Origin of the sequence: uncultured Merdimmobilis sp. (genome assembly GCF_902471145.1) — a bacterium.
Lineage (GTDB): Bacteria > Bacillota > Clostridia > Oscillospirales > Ruminococcaceae > Merdimmobilis > Merdimmobilis hominis.
On sequence record NZ_CABRJC010000003.1, the window covers coordinates 1 to 17,367 of the forward strand.

Sequence of the window (17,367 nt, forward strand, 5' to 3'; positions counted from 1 at the left end):
CTTTGTTCACGGTGGCAGTGCCGTTCATCGACTCAAAGTTCATCTCCGTGCCCTCGGGGATGGCGTTCTCACCAGCGGTGCTCATAGCCTGGTCAAAATACTCTTTCATCTTGTCCTGGCTAATGGTGTAGGTCAGGGTGGTGACGCCGTCGGCCTCGGTCATGGTCAGGTTCTCCAAGTATTCCACGGGGGCAGAATCCATGGTCATGCTCTCGGCCTGTTTGGCAATTGCCTCCAAATCCATGGCTTGTTTGACCTTAGTGCCCATGGCGTTGGTGTAGTTGTAGCCATCTTTGTAGTAGACAGCCATGTCGATGCTCTGGCCCATGACAGTGGTGCCGCCAGTCATCGCCATTTCAAACTTGTCATCAGCTTTCTTCATCTTCATGACCATGTCCATCTTCATGCCGAGGGACATACCGCCCATGTCCATGTCGAGGTCCATTGTCATGTTGGCTTGGGTTGAAGTCAGAGCCGCATTCTTGGCAACCGCTTCCGCATACACCTCTTCAGCGGTCTTCTTTGTCTGACCGCAAGCGGCAAAGGTCAAAACCATTGCACCGGCAAGGGTCAGCGCCAGAAATTTTTTCATTGGGGTATCCTCCTTTAGCTCGTATCCATACGATTAAAACTGGCGCACTTTTGTTGCACCGATTTGCTTCATTTTAGCATATTTTTTGCATCATGTCCATTGTCTGTAAATCTTCTGTCACTATTTTGGATGTTTTTCACAGAATGGTTAAACAGAATCCGTGTTAAAAGAGAGAACATCCACCCCAAAAACTTTACAAATTTGGTATATATTGGGTTTTTCTTACAAAAAAATCATACGAAGATGCAGCACTATCCCTTGTAGAAGATCCCCATACAAAAACGCACAGGGAGAATCATCCCCCTGTGCGGACTTTCCGAACGTGTTACAGCAGAATTTGGCTGGCTGCGACCATCAAAGGCATCGACGCGATGCTTAGCATGGTGGAAACGCCGGTCAAACGGGAAGCGTAATCCGGATTTTTCTCAAACAGCTGGGCGAACATGGCAACCGCCGCGGCCACCGGCGCAAATGCGGCGATGAGAACCACCGTCAGCAGCTCCTTGCCGTTGGAGACAATGTATGCCAAACCGGTGAACTTGAAAAAGAGAATCAGCAGGAGTGGCAGGGCGATGAGCCTCAAGAAGCAGACCCAATAGACCCGCTTGTCCGCAAAAATCTCCTTGAGGTTGTTTCCGCCCAGCATCAGGCCCAAGGCAAGCATGGAAACCGCGCCCATCGCCCCAGAATAGGAATTGACCGCACTATCCAGGACAGAAGGAAACCGCAGTCCGGTCAAAAACATACCCAGCCCCACCACGATGGCGATAATATTGGAGTTAAAAACGATGTTCTTCACCGAAATGCTGCGGATGTCTTCGCTCATCACCACCCGGCCGTGGGTCCACAAGAGGATGCTGGAAACCAGCATGTAACCGCAGGAGTAAAAGACCGCTTCCTGCCCCAGAGTCGCACTGATCAAAGGGATGGTCAGGTTGCCGCAGTTGGTATAGATGAGCGCCGCCCGGTTGGCATTGGAAAAGGCAGTCTTTTTTCGGAAAAAGACAAACTGGGCCATCAGGATAAAGAACAGGTGGGCAATCACCGCAAAAAAGGTGACCACCCCCAGAGAAACCAGCTTTTGGGCGTCAAAATCCATCTGGAAGGCAGCCAGCAATGCGCAGGGCGAGAAGATGTACAAAACCAAAGTTGATAGGGACTTGTTGGCGGAAGAATCCACCAGGTGGGTCTTAGCGGCGAAGATGCCCACCAGCATCATCACCAGCATGGACAACACTTGTTTGCCCAGGAGGAGGGAGAGTTCCACGAAATCATCATTCCATTTCTTTGTAAGATTGATTGGAAGGGCATATTGTATTAGTTTAGCACCATATGCCCCAGGATGCAACAAAAAACCTCACAATCTCCCCTGCCCTATCGATGGCAAGTGTGTCAGCCGCTCTTCCATCCATATGTCTCGCCCTTGGCTGCACCTCATCGGGCTATTTCCTGTTGACGGCGGAGGTGTTTTTCTCCCGCAGATAAGTGGCCTCCAAGTCCGCCAAGTGAAGCTTTACTGCAATGGGGTATTTCTCAAAAGCCACACTGATGGAGAACCCGCCGGCCTTGGCCGTCTCATCAAACCCGCCCATATGCCAGCGGATGGCCATGGCCTCGCTGGTTTTGAGCCGTAGAAAGCGCTCAATCAAGAACACCGATTTTTCCCCATGGCCGTAGGGGAAGCTGTCCTCCACCATATAAAAGGGCTGTTTTTCCCACTGGCCGGTGGCTTCATTCTTTACGTTGCGGGTGCTCACTTTGTAGAACTGGGCCTTGCACAGGTCATGGAGCAGCCCACAGATGGCAAAGCTCTCCTCACTGTCCCCTTCTTCAAAGTGTTTCTCCCGCAACACCTCATAGACGTTGACGCTGTGCTGCACCAATCCCCCCTCACAGGCGCAGTGGTATTTGGTGCTGGCCGGGGCGGTGAAAAAATCGGTTTTCCGCAGCCAGTCCAGCAGTTCTTTGGAACCTTCCCGGGTGATGTGGGCGGTGTAAATTTCCTCAAAGCGCTCTTGATAATTCATAGGTCCCTCCTTATAAATGATGGGCTGCCTTGTGCCCTATTGCCATGTGTTTCTAGATGGCCCAACCTGCTCGCGGCGGCCATTTTCCTTATTATAGCACAAAATCCTCCCAGACGTAGAGCCAATCCTCCCTGCCTACATAAAAAAGGAGAGTGCCGACTGCACTCTCCTTTGTGAAAACAACTTATTTGCCGCTCTTTTCCCAGGTGGATTTGACCGCTTCCGCCACAGCCAGAGGAACCCGTTTGTCAAAGGGGCCGGGCAGGATATAGTCCTCATTCAGCTCCTCAGGAGTGACGACATTCGCAATAGCGTAGGCGGCGGCGACCTTCATTTCCTCAGTGATCTTGTGGGCTCTGGCATCCAGCGCGCCGCGGAAAATACCGGGGAATACCGCCACGTTGTTAATCTGGTTGGGGAAGTCGGAACGGCCGGTGCCGACCACCCGGGCTCCACCCTCTTTTGCCACGTCGGGCATGATCTCAGGGACGGGGTTGGCCATGGCAAAGACGACGGCGTCTTTGTTCATCGAGCGGACCATGTCAGCGGTGACAATGTTGGGGGCAGAAACGCCGATAAACACATCCGCACCCACCAGGGCTTCCTTCAGGCCGCCGGATCTGTGGTCTTTGTTGGTGATTTCAGCCAGGTGATACTTGGCGTCGTCGATTTTGCCTTTCATATCGGTGTTGAGGATGCCGGGCAGATCCACAGCAAGGATGTCAGTAGCGCCCAGGTTCATCAGCATTTTGATGGTAGCGCTGCCGGCAGCGCCGCAGCCGTTGACTACGAATTTGGCGGTTTCAATGGGTTTTCCTACAATCTTCAAGGCGTTGATCACCGCCGCGGAGACGATGATGGCGGTGCCGTGCTGGTCGTCGTGGAACACCGGGATATCCAGCTCTTCCTGCAAGCGCTTCTCAATCTCGAAGCAGCGGGGGGCGCCGATGTCCTCCAGGTTGATACCGCCAAAGGTAGGAGCCAGGTATTTGACGGTCTTGATGATCTCCTCTGTGTCGGTGGTGTCCAGGCAGATGGGGAAAGCATCCACATTGGCAAATGCCTTAAAGAGGATGGATTTGCCCTCCATCACCGGCATGGCAGCTTCGGGACCGATGTTGCCCAGGCCGAGGACAGCGGTGCCGTCGGTGACTACTGCCACCAGGTTGCCCTTAGCGGTATAGCGGTAGGCGTCCTCTTTGTTTTTGCTGATTTCCAGACAGGGCTGGGCCACGCCAGGGGTGTAGGCGATGCTCAGCTCCTCTGCATTGGTCACGGGGAGTTTGCTTTTCATTTCGATTTTGCCCTTGCTTTTTTCATGGGCGATCAACGCTTTTTCACCATAGGTCATTGGTTATTTCCTCCCTTTTCAATCCGTACGTCCCATAAGATTGGGACCGGCTTTTCTCTGCATCTCTATTGATGAAAGAAATCTTGCATCTACACTATAGCACTCCGCCCAAAGCAAGTCAATCACCCCTTGAAACAAAAATACCGCCCTCTTCTTGTGGGTTATTTTCCATTCTTTGGGGAAACAATGCATGATTTCTTGCATTTGGGTAGAATGAATAAATCCATTATCCTTTTTCCAGGAAATTGCCTATCCCGCAGGCTTTGGAAGCAGATACACCTGCTGGCTTCGGGGCCGAAATTGACAAGGCGGCACAGCAACGGGGAGGTCGGCTTCCCCGATGGTTCCTTTTGTGAAACAATTCGCAAAAGGAACCAATCTTCATCTAGCAAATATGGCAGGTTGCCAACCTTCTCTCCCGCTTCCAATGCCCCATCAAAAAGTGTGCTCAAATCCCTGTTTTTCCTGTGGATATGCCATAAATCGGGGGCTTTTTTTGTGTGCTTTGCGACAATTGCATTCCCTCCAAAAACGTGCTATACTAATTTTTTAACAGTGGTTTTTTTGTTTGTATGAGAATTGATCGCCAGGCATTTTTGACACCGCCTGGGAGGAGGAATCTGTGTTGACTTTGCGTTTGCCTTTGCAGGTAAATCATCTGATAGATCTATTGTCCGGCAGCGGGCATGAAGCCTATGCCGTGGGATGCTGTGTCCGGGACCGGCTGGTAGACCTTATCCCTGCGGAGTGGGAAGTCTGCACCGACGCCAGCCTTGCACAGGCCGCTTCCTGTATTCAAAATGAACTGCACATAGAACCCAAACAAGAGCCAAATTCCCTGATGCTGGTGGTGGATGGCGTTTCCCTGCGGGTGACGACCGCCACCTTCCGGCAGGAATCCTCCAGCTCCAACCCCAAACCGGACCTCTCCGACCGGGGGCTGACGGTCAACGCCATCGCCTATCACCCAGTCAAAGGGTTGGTCAACGAGTTTCACGGCCTGGAGGATCTGGAGGGCAAGCTGATCCGCGGCATCGGCGACCCGGATATCTACTTCCGCCGCAACCCATTCAACATGCTTCAGACGCTGCGCTTTTCCGCCTTGTCCTCCTGTCGGATGGACCGGTCAGTGGCCTCGTCTATCCACCGGCTGGCCCCTATGCTGTCCGGTATCCCCGCCGAGAGGGCTTCGGTAGATTTCTGCCGCATCCTCATGTGCAGCAATGCAGCGGGTACCATCCGCAACTACTTTGATGTGGCGTCGGCCCTAATCCCCAGCCTCGCCGCCCCTTTGGAGCGGGAAGCTAACCTTCCCGCCTTAGTGGCCCGGTCACTGGAACACTGCCCGCCGGATCTCACCGTCCGCCTTGCCCTGCTCCTTCTCCCCATTGAGCGGCAAAAGGGGGCTGTCACCGGTGCTTTGGCCAAACAGGCAGCGTTGGATTTTGCCCTGGATTCCCTGACGGCGGGATACATCGAACAGCTCTGTGGGGCTTATGACACCTTTATCCCCACCTCCCCCACCAAGATGAAAAAGATGATTGCCCAATATGGCAAGCCTCTGTTCCAGCGGCTGATCCTTTTCAAAAAGGCCCTCATCTACTCGGGGCAAGGGAGCAAGGTGGACAGCATTCTCTCCCTGCACCGCTCCAACCTCTTGCTAGGCGACATCCTTCGCAACAACCAGTGCTGCACCTTGCGGGAATTGGCGGTTGGCCAAGAGGATTTAACCGCCGAAGGGCTCTCCCCCGAGGATGCAAAGCGGATACTTCCCCAGCTTCTGGAACAGGTCTGGGCACAGGATTCCCTCAACACCCGGGAAAAGCTCCTCCCCTTGGCCAAAAGGCTTGCCCGATAACGGCATATCCGACCCGGCTCCCGCTTATATATGGGAATATGGATGTGATGCACTGTGGCACAATGTAAGGGTAAGGATAAACAGAAGGAACACCCCTCCTCGGTGCTGACGCCGGAACAGCTGGTTACTGCTGCGGTCACCATCGCCCTTGCCACCAGCCAGGGAAAAACCCAGCAGGAACTGGAAACCTTGATCAATTTGTTCAACTTGGTCAGCGATATCCTGGATGCCATTCTGGCTCAGCGCGCCATTGTCAATAAAACGTTGATCGTCACCGAGAACGTGGATTAAATCTGAAAAAAGCAGCTTTGGAATATCCAAAGCTGCTTTTCGTTTTATCCATTATTCTTTGGGACCTCTGGTCTCATGATTCCCTGGATAGCCGCCGGGGCGGTATCCCCCTTGGTACCCGCCGTAATTCTGATAACCTCCATAACCGCCGAAGCCATCGAAACCGCCATAGGCGGCCTCCCCACAGGAGACCGACGGCTTATTGCGGATGGAAAACAGAACAAAGGGGGAGATGAATGGAAACACGATGGAAAGAACCAGCATCAAGGTGATCTGGCCGCGCATATAGTCCCGGTAAATCACCGACAAGGCAATATAATACAAAACGGTGGTAGCAAGGCCGATTAAGCTGCTCCACGGGCTGCCGATTATATAGCCCCCCATGCCGATGTGCCCGCCTGCCCGCAGGTCACCCAACAGAAAGGCCAACGCACCGGTGGAGCACAGGTTCAGCACCAGCAAAATCCAGCCGAAGTAGGTCTTTTTGCCGCGTTTGATGTTGATGTCATCAGCAATAGCTCCATACAGATAATTCCGGGCAAAAGGAATCCAGGCCAGCCAGGGACGCTGGTACCCTCGCCGCTTGGAAATCTTGTAATAGGCGATGGAGCTGAAAATATAGCTGATAATCCAGTAGACCATAAGCACCAAGAAAATCAGAGAAACCACCGCGGCAAGAAATCCCAGGAGAGCCGCCGCCCCCGATGAGCTATAATAACGATAACCGTACACATGCATTCCTCCGGTTTCACAGGATGATCCCAATGGGAAAACTTTACATTTCCCACAAAGTATACTACAATGAATAATATTATTCTACCATGAATAGCAGGAAAATGTATGAAGATTTTCGAAACTTCTTGCCAGAAAACGGACAAGCCCCTACTGCTAACCACTTTTTCCCATTATTGTGTAGAATCAGCCATCTGAATTCAGCCAATTGATCTGTAAAGATATACCCCTTTACAGATCATTACCCGCTCACAATAGACTAAATTAAACTATGTTTTGATCATAAACAGGACAATCTGCACAAGGAGGTCACCATGGAGCCTTTTCCCTTCCCCATCCGGCGGGAGGAGACCCTGCGCTACCTGGGGTACCAGGGCCAGCCTCTGGAGGACTCCCTTCTGGAAAAACTGAACCTGGCCCGGGAGAGAATCCGCAGGGTGAGCCGCCCTCTCTACACCTATCGGATATTTCCCCTCAGCCGCACCGAAACCGGGCTTGTTCCCCAAGGGACAAGCCTCCTCCTTTCAGGTGAAGACATCGCAAACCACCTGGCCGGATGTAACCAGGTGGCGCTGATGGCCGCCACCTTGGGGGTTCAGGTGGACAAGGAGATTAAATACCTAGAATTGACCGATATGACCCTTGGCGCTATGGCGGATGCTGCCGCAACCGCTGCGGTGGAGGAGCTGTGCGATTGGGTGGAGGTCACTGTCCACCAGGAGGCTAAATGTCACGGTCTATTCGCCACCGGGCGGTTCAGCCCTGGCTATGGAGACCTTCCCATCCGCTTACAGCGGGAATTTACCCGGGCGCTGGACACCCCCAAAACCATCGGCCTCACCGTCAACGGCTCGGGAATCCTCCTGCCCCGCAAATCAGTGACCGCCATCCTGGGGTTATCGTCAGAACCTATCGCCGCCGCAGGCCGGAGCTGTACCTCCTGCCCAAACTGGGAAAGCTGTCCATACCGAAAAGGGGGGGACTTTTTGTGAACCGGACAAAACAACTGTTTAGCCAGCCCCTACTGCTGGACGGGGCCATGGGAACTATGCTCCTCAAACACGGGCTGAAGACGGGAGAACGACCAGAGCTTCTCTGCCTCACCGCCCCCGATGCCATCGAGCAGATCCACCGGGATTACTTCGCTGCTGGAGCCCAGGTGGTGTACACCAACACCTTTGGGGCCAGCGGCTTAAAACTCCAAGGGAGTGGCCATACCCCAGATCAAGTTATCCCAGCGGCAGTGGCCATCGCCCGCAAAGCGGCCGCAGACTTTGGCGGTCTGGTGGCGCTGGACATCGGCCCCCTGGGGGAACTGCTGGAGCCCATGGGGACCCTCCCCTTTGAGGCAGCCTATGGGCAGTTTCGGGAACAGATATTGGCCGGCGCATCCGGGGCGGATCTCATCGTCATTGAGACGATGACCGACCTCCAGGAGATGCGGGCGGCCCTGCTGGCCGCCAAGGAGAACTCCCCCCTGCCTGTGTTCTGCTCCATGTCCTTTGACGAGGGGGGGCGCACCTTCACCGGCTGCGATGTCCGGGCCATGGCCCTCACCTTGGAGGGGATGGGCGCAGATGCCATCGGCATCAACTGCTCCCTGGGGCCCTTTGAAATCTACCCCATCGCCCAGGAGCTGGCCCAGTGGACCAACCTTCCCTTGCTGATCAAAGCCAACGCCGGCCTCCCAGCGGTGGAAAACGGCGAGACGGTCTATAAAATCGGGCCGGAGGAATACGCTCGGGGGATGGCCCGGTTCCTGGATCTGGGTGCCTCCATTCTGGGGGGCTGCTGCGGCACCGATCCCCGATATATCGCCGCCCTGAGGGAAGCAGTCGCAGGCAGGAGCCCCGCTTCCCGCCAAAAAGTGATCCGCTCTGCGGTCTGCTCCCCCTCCCAGGTGGTGGAGCTGGACCGCGCCCGGATTGTCGGGGAGCGGATCAATCCCACCGGCAAACCGGCAATGAAACAGGCCCTGTTGGATGGGGATTCCAGCTACCTGGCCCGCCAGGGTATCCAGCAGGCAGAGGCCGGCGCCCACCTTTTGGACGTCAATGTAGGGCTCCCGGGCCTCGACGAAGCAGCGGCGATGAAACAGGCGGTCAAGGCCCTCCAAGAGGTGCTGGACCTGCCCTTGGTGCTCGACTCCTCCTCTCCCGCCGCTCTGGAGGCCGCCCTGCGGGTGTACTGCGGCCGCGCTGTAATCAATTCGGTCAGCGGAAAAGAGGAGTCAATGGCGCAGGTTTTCCCTCTGGCCCGCAAATACGGCGCCATGGTCATCGGCCTCACTTTGGATGAAAACGGGATTCCATCCTCGGCCCGGGAACGCCTTGCCGTGGCCAAAAAAATCCGGGACCGCGCCCTGTCCTACGGCATCCCGGAAGAGCGGCTGCTCATCGACTGCCTGACCCTCACCGTCAGCTCCGGGCAGCACAATGCCACCGAAACCTTGGAAGCGGCCGCCCTGGTCAAACGGGAGCTGGGGCTGAAAACCATCCTGGGCGTCTCCAACATCTCCTTTGGCCTTCCGGCACGGGAAGCCCTCAACCAGGCCTTTCTCTCCATGGCGCTGGGCCGCGGGCTGGATATTGCCATCCTCAACCCCAACAACAAGGGGATGATGGACGCCTTTTTCGCTTCTGCCACCCTCACCGGGCAGGATACATCCTGTGCCGCATTCCTCTCCCGATTTGCCGGGGAGTCGGAAACGAAGCCCCTCCCCTCGGGCCAGGACATGGAGATCGGTCACGCCATCGCCCGAGGGCTTAGAGCACAGGCCAGGGAAGCCTGCCTTCGCCTACTCTCTTCCCTGCCCCCTATGGAGATCGTCAACCGCCATTTAATCCCCGTTCTGGACCAGGTGGGCAGAGATTATGAGGAGGGGCGCATCTTCCTCCCCCAGCTGATCCAGTCGGCAGAGGCGGCCAAATCCGCCTTTGAACTCCTCAAAGAAACCCTGGCCAAAAAGGGGCCTCAAACCCATTCCAAGGGCGCCATCCTTCTGGCCACAGTGGAGGGGGACATCCACGACATCGGCAAGAACATCGTCAAGGTAGTGTTGGAAAACTACGGCTACACCATCCTTGACCTAGGAAAAGATGTCCCCCCCGCCGCAGTGGTGCAGGCTGCTAAGGAGCGGGACATCCGGTTGGTGGGCCTCTCCGCTCTGATGACCACAACCGTCCCCAGCATGGAGAAGACCATCCGCCTGCTGCGGCAGGAGCTCCCCCAGTGCAAAGTGATGGTGGGCGGCGCGGTGCTCACCGCCGAATACGCCAAATCCATCGGCGCAGACTTCTATGCGGCGGATGCCCAGCAGTCGGTGCAGTTCGCCCGGCAGGTACTTGGATAAACAAAAAGCGCCTTCGGCCTGGGCCGGGGGCGCTTTTTTACTCTCTATACAGTGGGATTTTCGCCGGGAGGGGTGGGGGCCAGCTCTAAAATTGACACCGCATCCCTTTGCGGGTAGGTCTTTAAAAAATCCTCAATTTTCCCGATGTTTTCCGCCCCGGCCGCAGTGATCAAAACTTGGCCATCGGTGCTGATCTCCACCCCGGTGATACAGGGGGCGATCTCACTCTCCTGAATCTCCTCCATGATTTTCTCCAGCTGCCCTTCAGAATAAGTCTCCGGCTGAACGGCGGGATCTTGCATGGATGGTTCCCAGGGGGTCGATGGGTTTGGGGTGGGCTCAGCCGGATCAGGGGGATTTTCTCCCTGGGCTGGTTCTGAACCAGATACCGGGACAGAGACATTCTCACTGCTGGATGGGATTTCCCCGTTCTGGCAGGCAGCCAGCAGGCAGAATGACAGCAGCAGCGCCGCCAAAAACAATCTCTTTTTCTTCAAAGTGTTCTCCTTCTTTCCAAACTAGAATCGAATCGCTACAAGGCCGCGCCCAGCGCCTTCGCCTGATCGAGGAACCCTGTGGTTTTGATATCCCCCTTGTCCCAGACACCGTCCGCCAGGATCATGCCCCGGTCGGTCCATTTCATGTACTCCACCATCAGCTCATAAGTGGCCCGGGCGCCGTCAAATTTGTAGGGCACCCCGGCGGCAGTCATCAGCAGGACGCTCTCCTGAATGTGCAGGCTGCTGGTGCGCTCCTGCCGGCCATAGGGGTAGAAGCGGTCCAGCACCGCACGCACCTGGGCATTGAGGTCGAAAAAATAGAGGGGCGAAGTGATGACCAAAACGTCCGCCTGTTCCAATAGAGGGTAAGCTTCCTGCATCCGGTCCTTCTGAACGCAGGCCGCGCCGGTCTTCCAGCACCCGCCGCAGGCCATGCACCCGGCGATGCCGCCTTTGCCCGCGTCAAAGTATGTGACGGTGTGGCCAGCCGACTCCGCGCCTTCGGCAAACGCCTTAGCCAACAGATGGCTGTTGCCTTCCTTGCGGGGGCTGCCCAGCAAAATCAATACATTTTTCCCCATGATAATTCCTCCCTGCTTTCGGCAAATAGAAATAATATAGATAAATATATATTCTTCTATTTTGAGTATAGCAAATTTTACCGGTACCGTCAATCCCCCATCCTTTCACAGGCTGACAGCATCTGTTCCCATGTCTCTTGGGGCGAAGCAGGCAGCGGCTGGGCCTTCACTGGAAGCTCTTCCAACACAGGGTAATTCACCCGCCCGGCGCTGACAGCCGCAGGGTTTTCCCGATTTTCTCCCAAGAAAAAGGTTCCTCCCTCCTTGAGGAAAGGGAGGTTTCGCACCCCTTCCAACTGCTCCAAGGCGATGAGGCAATCGGCTTCCCCCAACCGGATTGGAGCAAAACAAGGCTTCTCCCCTGCCCGGAGAATCCAGCGGCACCCGCCGCCAATGTGGGACGGGCCCTCCCGTTGGAGGGTGGCCGCATACCCGCATTTCTCCAGCAGCAGGGCTAGGCCCTTTGCCCAAATGTCTATGGGCTGTACTCCACAGAGGACGATCACCCAATGTTTCATGCTTTTTCCCCCTTTTGGATAGCTTTTACCGGGCAGATTTCCCCGCAGAGGCCGCATCCGGCACAGCAGTTTGGATCAATGGCGGACTTGTGCTCTGGGAAAGAGATGGCCGGGCACCCCATCCGCAGGCATTGGCGGCAGCCGGTACAGAGCTCCCGGTCCACCCGATGGGCCGGAAGGCTTTCCTCCTTGGCAGCACAGCTTCCGTGAAGGATGAGCACCGACCCCGGCCGGGCCATACAGCTGCGCACCCCATCCCGGATCTGGGATAAACTGTGGGAGTCTGCCTCCACAATGGGGATATCCATCGCCCTTGCCACCTGTTGGGGGGTGAGCTGGGCGGGCTGGGCAGCATCTTCCAATACCACCGCAAAAATCCGGCTGGAGGAAAAATCCCCAAGCTGGGCAAAGCTGCACCCCTCCCACCCTTGTGCGGTGAGAAGAGCCGCAGTTTTTCCCGCCTTCCCCGGCCGGGAGGCGGCAAACCCCATGGCCAGGGCAAGGGGCGAACCGGCGCCGCAGCCGTCCACCCCTTTCATCAGCAGGCCAGCCCCCAAGCTGAGGCAGCCGCTTTCCACAAACACAGAGGCTTTTTCCTTTTTTAAGGTGTAAAGCACCCCGCGCCAGGGGCATCCCGGGCAGAGCTGGGGCGGCCGGGCGGGCAGATCCGGGGAAATGGTCTCTTCGGGCGCCCAGGGGAGGCCGGGTTCCACTGGGATTCCCGCCTCGGCCAGGATGGGGGCGAGGTACCGGCCTTTTTCCAGGAGGTAAAGATGCTCCACCGATTGGGAGAACCGGCGGATCTCCTCCAGGTTTACCGGCCAGCCCATCCCCAGCTGGAGGACTGCGAGACGCTCCATCTGAGGGACGCTGTGGGCCATTCCGCCGGTGACGATCAGGCCGGTCTCCCCCTCCCCTTTTCTAGTGACACAAGGGGAAACTTCCAGCCAGGAGAGCAGCGCCTTCCGCCGTTCTGCCAACTGTATTTTCTGTTTTTCCGCCCCGGGAAGCCGGACAAACCGGCCGCTCTCCCGCTGGTAATCCAGGAGAGAGGCGCTCTGCCCTTGTGGAAACTCCACCATGCTGGCGGCATCCAGCAGCCATGGGCCCACTTCGGCCAGCACCGGCGCGGCGATCTTCCCGGAGAGGGCAAAGCCTTCCCCCAGGAGACTGGCGCAGTCCTGGGGCACAGCGGGGGTCAACAAGGGGAGCTCCAGCTGCTGCGCCAAAGGACGCAGGTCTGCGGGCGGCGCATCCTCTTGCCCCACCAAAAGAAAGAGGATCCCTCCACCACAGCCCAGATCGCTGATCCGGCTCAAAACGCCGGCGGAGGACGCCGACAAAACGCAGAGAGCCCTCGCTCCGGCGATAGATGTGCCAAAGGCCCGGTCAATGGCCTCCTCAGGGCGGGAGCAACCGGGTTCCTCAAGCAAATCCAAAAGGGAGGCAGTCTCCTGACGCCTCTCCCCAAAAACAAAACACACCTGGCCCTTCGCTGCTTGGGCGAGAGCTTCCCGCCCGGATTTCCATTCTTTCACCGAGATCATCCCCCTTATTTCTTGCGCTGTATGGCCACCAAAAACGGGGCGGAGGGCTGGTTGAGCAGCCGGTAGAAAAAGCTGTCAAACCGCCTGCTGTCCAGGCCCGCGGCAAGCCTCTGAACCAGCTCCCCCTCCAAGGCGCCCTCCCCATGGCCGGGGTAAACTGCCACCACCAGGACGCCGCCCGGTTTGAGCATCTCAGTCGCTGTCTGGATGGCGGAAAGGCTGGTCTCATGGCGGGTGGTCACCGCCTTGTCGCTGTGGGGCAGGTACCCCAGGTTGAACATCCCCCCATCGATGGGGCCCGTCACAAATTCCTTCACCCGGCTGTGGCAGGCGTGGATGAGGGTGTAATTCTCCCGGGCACCCCACTCTTTTAGATGTTTTCGGGTGCTCTTTACCGCCTCCTCTTGGATGTCAAAGGCGTAAACATGCCCCTCTTCCAGCCATTGGGAGAGGAAAAAGGTATCGTGGCCGTTGCCCATGGTGAAGTCCACCGCCACCCCGTCCCGCGGGACCAATTGGGTGATGAACTGCTTGGCCACATCTAATATTGAAGTCATGCTATAATCCATGTTCTTCCTCCCGGTATTTTTTCCCCTGCCAGCTGTCCCGCCGGGCAAGTTCCTTGTCAATCTCGTTGAGCACCTCCCGCTTGCGGACGCTCCACAAGGGGCCGATCAGCTTTTCCCGGTCCCCGTCGCCGGTGAGCCGCTGGATTACCACCTGGGGCGGCAGAAGCTCCAGCTGGTCGCAGACCACCGAGACATATTCCTCCCGGGTGAGCAGCGGGAATTCCCCCGCCCGGTATTGATCTGCGAGAACGGTGCCTTCCAGCACATGGAGCAGGTGGATCTTGATTCCCTGGATGGGCAGGCGGGCCAGCTGTTCCGCCGTCTTTCGCATCTCGTCCAAGCTCTCGCCGGGGAGGCCGTTGATGATGTGGACACAGACCGGGATGCCCCTTTGGTACAGCTTCCAAAACCCCTCCAAAAACTCCGCCGTGGTGTGGCCCCGGTTGATCCGTTCCCCCGTCTCGTCTGAAAAGGATTGGAGGCCCAGCTCCACCGTCAGATCGGTGCGGCGGGAGAGGTCTTCCAGATAGCCGCAGACCTCATCGGGGAGGCAGTCCGCCCGGGTCGCGATGGCAAGGCCCACCACCCCTGGGAACTTCAGCACCGGCTCAAACCGCTCCCGCAGAATCTCCACCGGGGCATAGGTGTTTGTCCGGGCCTGAAAATAGGGGATGTACTGGGCTTTCGGCCACTTTTGATGGAGAATGGCCTTCTGCTCCTCAAATTGCCGTGCCAGGCTGTGGGAGGGGTCACCGGCAAAATCCCCGCTCCCTTGGCTGGAGCAGTAGGTGCAGCCCCCCACCCCTTTGGTCCCATCCATGTTGGGGCAGGTGAACCCGGCGTTGAGGGGTACTTTAAACACCCGCCCGCCGTACCGGTGGCGGAGGTGGTAATGCAGCGTGTGGTAGCGCTTGTTGTCGTCGCTGTAAGCAAAAGGATTCTGCAAGCTGTCTCCCTCCTTTTCTCTTCCTACAAATTGTAGTGCATTCCCACCTATTTTGCAAGGGAGGGGATTTCGCCTGGAAGTTCCCCTTCCCATTTCATTTTCCAATGGATAATTTGGGAAAAGGCGGCCTTGCCCCTACCATTTCTTGGTCATATGTATTATAATATAAGAAATGAAAGGGGGGATTCTTGTGGTATTTACCGGAATTGGCGCATCCTCTGGCCTGGCTTTGGCCCCGGCTTTCTGCCTGACACCCAAACAGGGGCCTGTGGGAAGGGCTTCCTCCCGCAGTTTTGAGGAGGCCCGTGAGCAGCTAAAACGGCAGTATGACCAATCCATTGCCGCCCTGACCGGTGCTGGCCGCCGGGCTGAGGCGGAGGTTCTCCTCTGCCACCGGGAGATGGTATCAGACGTCCTGCTGGAAGAACGGGTCAACCAGGGGCTGATCCAGGGATTGGACCCCGCCGCAGTGGAAAAAGCCTGCCACATCCTATGCCAGATGCTGGCCCAGGTAAATTCCGACTACATCCGCCAGCGGGCGGAGGATCTAAAAGATGTGTGCAGCCGGCTGATCTCCCTCCTGTGCCAGGAGGAGCTCCCCTCCCTGGCTGGTCTGGAGCGGGAGGTGGTTCTGGTCGCCCACCAGCTTTCCCCCGCTGACCTGGCAACTGCCGACCTCGCCTGCATCAAAGGGATTGTCCTCGCCGGGGGAACCCTGACCTCCCACATCGCCATTCTGGCCTGCAGCTTGGGAATTCCCGCTGTGGTGGGCTGCCCCCACGCTGTGGAGGCGGCCAAATCCGGGGAGCCCCTCTTTTTGGATGGAGCATCTGGCAAGGTGGAATGCGGACTCACCCATCGGCGGAAAACCGAACTGGCCCGCCTAGTCAAAGAGGAAGGGGAACGCGTCTGCCAGCTGGCCCAGCAGGCCCTCCTCCCCTCCGTTACAGCGGATGGGCTTCCCATCCGGGTGGAGAGCAGCATCTCCGACAGCCGAACCGCACAAAAATCGGTGGAGTACGCCGCTGACGCGGTGGGCCTATTGCGCACCGAATTCCTCTTCCACAACCGGGAATCCCTTCCCGGCGAGGAGGAACAGCTTCAATATTACCTAGAGATCGCCCGGCAGCTAGGGGGACAGAGATTCACCATCCGCACCCTGGACATCGGCGGGGATAAGCCCTCCCCCTGCATTCCCATCCCCAAAGAGGAGAACCCATTTCTTGGGACGCGGGGCATCCGGCTCACCCTGCGCCAACCTGAAATCCTCTTGTGCCAGCTGCGGGCCATCCTTCGGGCCAGCGCCCAGGCGGACATCCAGGTCATGTACCCTATGATCACCTCTTTGGAAGAGCTTCAGGCCGCCAAGCAATGGATGGACACCGCTAAAAAACAGCTGGCCCAGGAGGGGCTCCCCTTTGATCCTGCCATCCGGGAGGGCATTATGGTGGAGGTCCCATCCGCCGCCCTCCTGTGCGACCTACTGGCTCCCCACTGCGATTTTTTCAGCATCGGCAGCAACGATTTGGCCCAATACCTGCTGGCCGCCGACCGCAATGGGGAATGCCTTCCCCAGCTGGGGAGCTACCTCCACCCCGCGGTTCTGCGGGTGATTCAGATGGTGCTGGACCGCGCCGCTGAAGAGGGGATTCCCTGCTCCCTCTGCGGGGAGATGGCAAAAGATCCCCTGGCTACCCCTCTCCTCCTGGGGATGGGCCTGACCAACTTTGTGGTGACTCCCGCAGCCATCCCCGCCTTAAAAGAGGGGATCTCCAGGCTGGATACCGGCGCCTGCCGCAGGATCGCCCGCCAAGCCCTCTCCTGTTCCACCGCCGGGGAAGTGGTCCGCCTTCTCCAGATGGAAAGAGAACAGACCGTCCCCGCCCGATAAACCGACGCCCCCGCTCCTGTCCATTCGGAGCGGGGGATTTTGTTTTGCCCGCGGCTGCTTGCTATTTTTTTGTAAAATTCGATCCGTATTCCCTTGACTTTTGGCAAAGCTCTGGTATACTAAAATTAGTTGAAATTTCAACTAATTGGAGGCTGATATCCATGCTCAAAAGCGAGATCCTGCGGGAAATTGGCGCCCTTTCCCGCTCCATCCACAGCATCAACGATGCCGCGCTTCGCACCTACGGATTGCAGCGGGGGCAATTCCCCTTCCTCACCCGGATCTGTGAATCCCCCGGTATCACCCCCACCCAACTAGCCGCCGTGCTGCGGATGGACAAAACCACCACAACCAAGGCGGTGCAAAAGCTGGTCGAGATCGACCTTGTCGCCAAAGAGCCCGATCCCCGGGACAAGCGGGGGTTCCGCCTGTTCCCCACAGGGGAGGCTCCCCGGCTATACCAGACGATCCTCGACCTGGAAAACCACAATATTGAAACCTGCTTTGCCGGGTTCTCCCCGGAGGAAGAATCCCTTGTGCTGGACTTGATACGCCGGATGCGGGAGAACAGCGACGAAGAATGGCAGAGGCTGAAACACCCTTAAGGAGGCA

At 57.2% G+C, this 17,367-nt stretch carries 17 protein-coding genes; 6 read left to right on the top strand and 11 right to left on the bottom strand.

Annotation, left to right across the window (positions count from 1 at the left end):
* From RDQ42_RS02760 to RDQ42_RS02775, 4 genes are all read right to left on the bottom strand, one after another.
* Positions 1 to 592: DUF6612 family protein (locus RDQ42_RS02760; protein WP_308588234.1), on the bottom strand; the 592-nt coding region annotated here is incomplete at its 3' end.
* Positions 593 to 917: 325 nt separating this feature from the next.
* The gene (locus RDQ42_RS02765; RefSeq protein WP_231358426.1) at positions 918 to 1,859 is read right to left on the bottom strand and encodes an AEC family transporter; all 942 of its coding nucleotides are present in this window, start codon (positions 1,857 to 1,859) and stop codon (positions 918 to 920) included.
* A 175-nt stretch (positions 1,860 to 2,034) separates the two neighbouring features.
* Positions 2,035 to 2,619 (bottom strand): HD domain-containing protein, encoded by a 585-nt coding sequence (locus tag RDQ42_RS02770; RefSeq protein ID WP_071427120.1) that lies wholly within the window; start codon positions 2,617 to 2,619, stop codon positions 2,035 to 2,037.
* A gap of 184 nt (positions 2,620 to 2,803) precedes the next feature.
* Entirely contained in the window at positions 2,804 to 3,970 is a 1,167-nt protein-coding gene (locus RDQ42_RS02775) for a malic enzyme-like NAD(P)-binding protein (RefSeq protein ID WP_308588236.1), read from the bottom strand.
* Positions 3,971 to 4,595: 625 nt separating this feature from the next.
* On the opposite strand from RDQ42_RS02775, the gene RDQ42_RS02780 reads away from it, so the two are divergent.
* Positions 4,596 to 5,828, top strand: a complete 1,233-nt coding sequence (locus RDQ42_RS02780; RefSeq protein WP_231358428.1) for a hypothetical protein — start codon at positions 4,596 to 4,598, stop codon at positions 5,826 to 5,828.
* 54 nt (positions 5,829 to 5,882) lie between these two features.
* Positions 5,883 to 6,119, top strand: coding sequence for a hypothetical protein (locus RDQ42_RS02785; protein WP_054331111.1), 237 nt, complete (start codon positions 5,883 to 5,885; stop codon positions 6,117 to 6,119).
* Between the two features lie 51 nt (positions 6,120 to 6,170).
* On the opposite strand, the gene RDQ42_RS02790 is transcribed toward RDQ42_RS02785, so the two are convergent.
* On the bottom strand, positions 6,171 to 6,851 hold the full coding sequence (locus RDQ42_RS02790; protein WP_054331110.1) for a hypothetical protein: 681 nt from the start codon (positions 6,849 to 6,851) through the stop codon (positions 6,171 to 6,173).
* A gap of 314 nt (positions 6,852 to 7,165) precedes the next feature.
* Between RDQ42_RS02790 and RDQ42_RS02795 the strand changes: the two genes are divergently transcribed.
* Together RDQ42_RS02795 and RDQ42_RS02800 are read left to right on the top strand one after the other, a co-directional pair.
* On the top strand, positions 7,166 to 7,843 hold the full coding sequence (locus tag RDQ42_RS02795; RefSeq protein ID WP_231358429.1) for a methionine synthase: 678 nt from the start codon (positions 7,166 to 7,168) through the stop codon (positions 7,841 to 7,843).
* Positions 7,840 to 10,203: a homocysteine S-methyltransferase family protein gene (locus RDQ42_RS02800; RefSeq protein ID WP_308588238.1), complete on the top strand. Its 2,364-nt coding sequence runs from the start codon at positions 7,840 to 7,842 to the stop codon at positions 10,201 to 10,203. Before RDQ42_RS02795 ends, RDQ42_RS02800 begins: the two co-directional genes overlap by 4 nt.
* 44 nt (positions 10,204 to 10,247) lie before the next feature.
* Here the strand turns inward: RDQ42_RS02800 and RDQ42_RS02805 are convergent, their stop codons facing one another.
* From RDQ42_RS02805 to RDQ42_RS02830, 6 genes are all read right to left on the bottom strand, one after another.
* Positions 10,248 to 10,700 carry a hypothetical protein gene (locus tag RDQ42_RS02805; protein WP_071427122.1) on the bottom strand — a complete coding sequence of 151 codons (453 nt, stop codon included), beginning with the start codon at positions 10,698 to 10,700 and terminating at the stop codon, positions 10,248 to 10,250.
* 35 nt (positions 10,701 to 10,735) lie between these two features.
* Positions 10,736 to 11,284 carry a flavodoxin family protein gene (locus RDQ42_RS02810; RefSeq protein WP_308588240.1) on the bottom strand — a complete coding sequence of 183 codons (549 nt, stop codon included), beginning with the start codon at positions 11,282 to 11,284 and terminating at the stop codon, positions 10,736 to 10,738.
* An 89-nt stretch (positions 11,285 to 11,373) separates the two neighbouring features.
* Positions 11,374 to 11,802 (bottom strand): 2-oxoacid:acceptor oxidoreductase family protein, encoded by a 429-nt coding sequence (locus tag RDQ42_RS02815; protein WP_054331106.1) that lies wholly within the window; start codon positions 11,800 to 11,802, stop codon positions 11,374 to 11,376.
* A complete protein-coding gene (locus RDQ42_RS02820) occupies positions 11,799 to 13,340 on the bottom strand; it encodes a hypothetical protein (protein WP_143117120.1) in 1,542 nt (513 codons plus the stop codon). Before RDQ42_RS02820 ends, RDQ42_RS02815 begins: the two co-directional genes overlap by 4 nt.
* A 14-nt stretch (positions 13,341 to 13,354) precedes the next feature.
* Positions 13,355 to 13,918: a class I SAM-dependent methyltransferase gene (locus tag RDQ42_RS02825; protein ID WP_083386308.1), complete on the bottom strand. Its 564-nt coding sequence runs from the start codon at positions 13,916 to 13,918 to the stop codon at positions 13,355 to 13,357.
* Positions 13,908 to 14,864 carry a TIGR01212 family radical SAM protein gene (locus tag RDQ42_RS02830; RefSeq protein ID WP_231358432.1) on the bottom strand — a complete coding sequence of 319 codons (957 nt, stop codon included), beginning with the start codon at positions 14,862 to 14,864 and terminating at the stop codon, positions 13,908 to 13,910. The genes RDQ42_RS02825 and RDQ42_RS02830 overlap by 11 nt, the downstream gene beginning before the upstream one ends.
* A gap of 190 nt (positions 14,865 to 15,054) precedes the next feature.
* Between RDQ42_RS02830 and ptsP the strand changes: the two genes are divergently transcribed.
* Together ptsP and RDQ42_RS02840 are read left to right on the top strand one after the other, a co-directional pair.
* Positions 15,055 to 16,755: a phosphoenolpyruvate--protein phosphotransferase gene (ptsP, locus tag RDQ42_RS02835; protein ID WP_308588242.1), complete on the top strand. Its 1,701-nt coding sequence runs from the start codon at positions 15,055 to 15,057 to the stop codon at positions 16,753 to 16,755.
* Between the two features lie 161 nt (positions 16,756 to 16,916).
* Positions 16,917 to 17,360 carry a MarR family winged helix-turn-helix transcriptional regulator gene (locus RDQ42_RS02840; protein ID WP_054331100.1) on the top strand — a complete coding sequence of 148 codons (444 nt, stop codon included), beginning with the start codon at positions 16,917 to 16,919 and terminating at the stop codon, positions 17,358 to 17,360.
* Positions 17,361 to 17,367 lie beyond the last annotated feature (7 nt).

Excerpts from the sequence above, each read along its gene's own strand:
- RDQ42_RS02770 (WP_071427120.1), bottom strand. The coding sequence starts at position 2,619 with ATGAATTATCAAGAGCGCTTTGAGGAAATTTACACCGCCCACATCACC.
- RDQ42_RS02775 (WP_308588236.1), bottom strand. The coding sequence starts at position 3,970 with ATGACCTATGGTGAAAAAGCGTTGATCGCCCATGAAAAAAGCAAGGGC.
- RDQ42_RS02795 (WP_231358429.1), top strand. The coding sequence starts at position 7,166 with ATGGAGCCTTTTCCCTTCCCCATCCGGCGGGAGGAGACCCTGCGCTAC.
- RDQ42_RS02810 (WP_308588240.1), bottom strand. The coding sequence starts at position 11,284 with ATGGGGAAAAATGTATTGATTTTGCTGGGCAGCCCCCGCAAGGAAGGC.
- RDQ42_RS02815 (WP_054331106.1), bottom strand. The coding sequence starts at position 11,802 with ATGAAACATTGGGTGATCGTCCTCTGTGGAGTACAGCCCATAGACATT.
- RDQ42_RS02825 (WP_083386308.1), bottom strand. The coding sequence starts at position 13,918 with ATGGATTATAGCATGACTTCAATATTAGATGTGGCCAAGCAGTTCATC.
- RDQ42_RS02840 (WP_054331100.1), top strand. The coding sequence starts at position 16,917 with ATGCTCAAAAGCGAGATCCTGCGGGAAATTGGCGCCCTTTCCCGCTCC.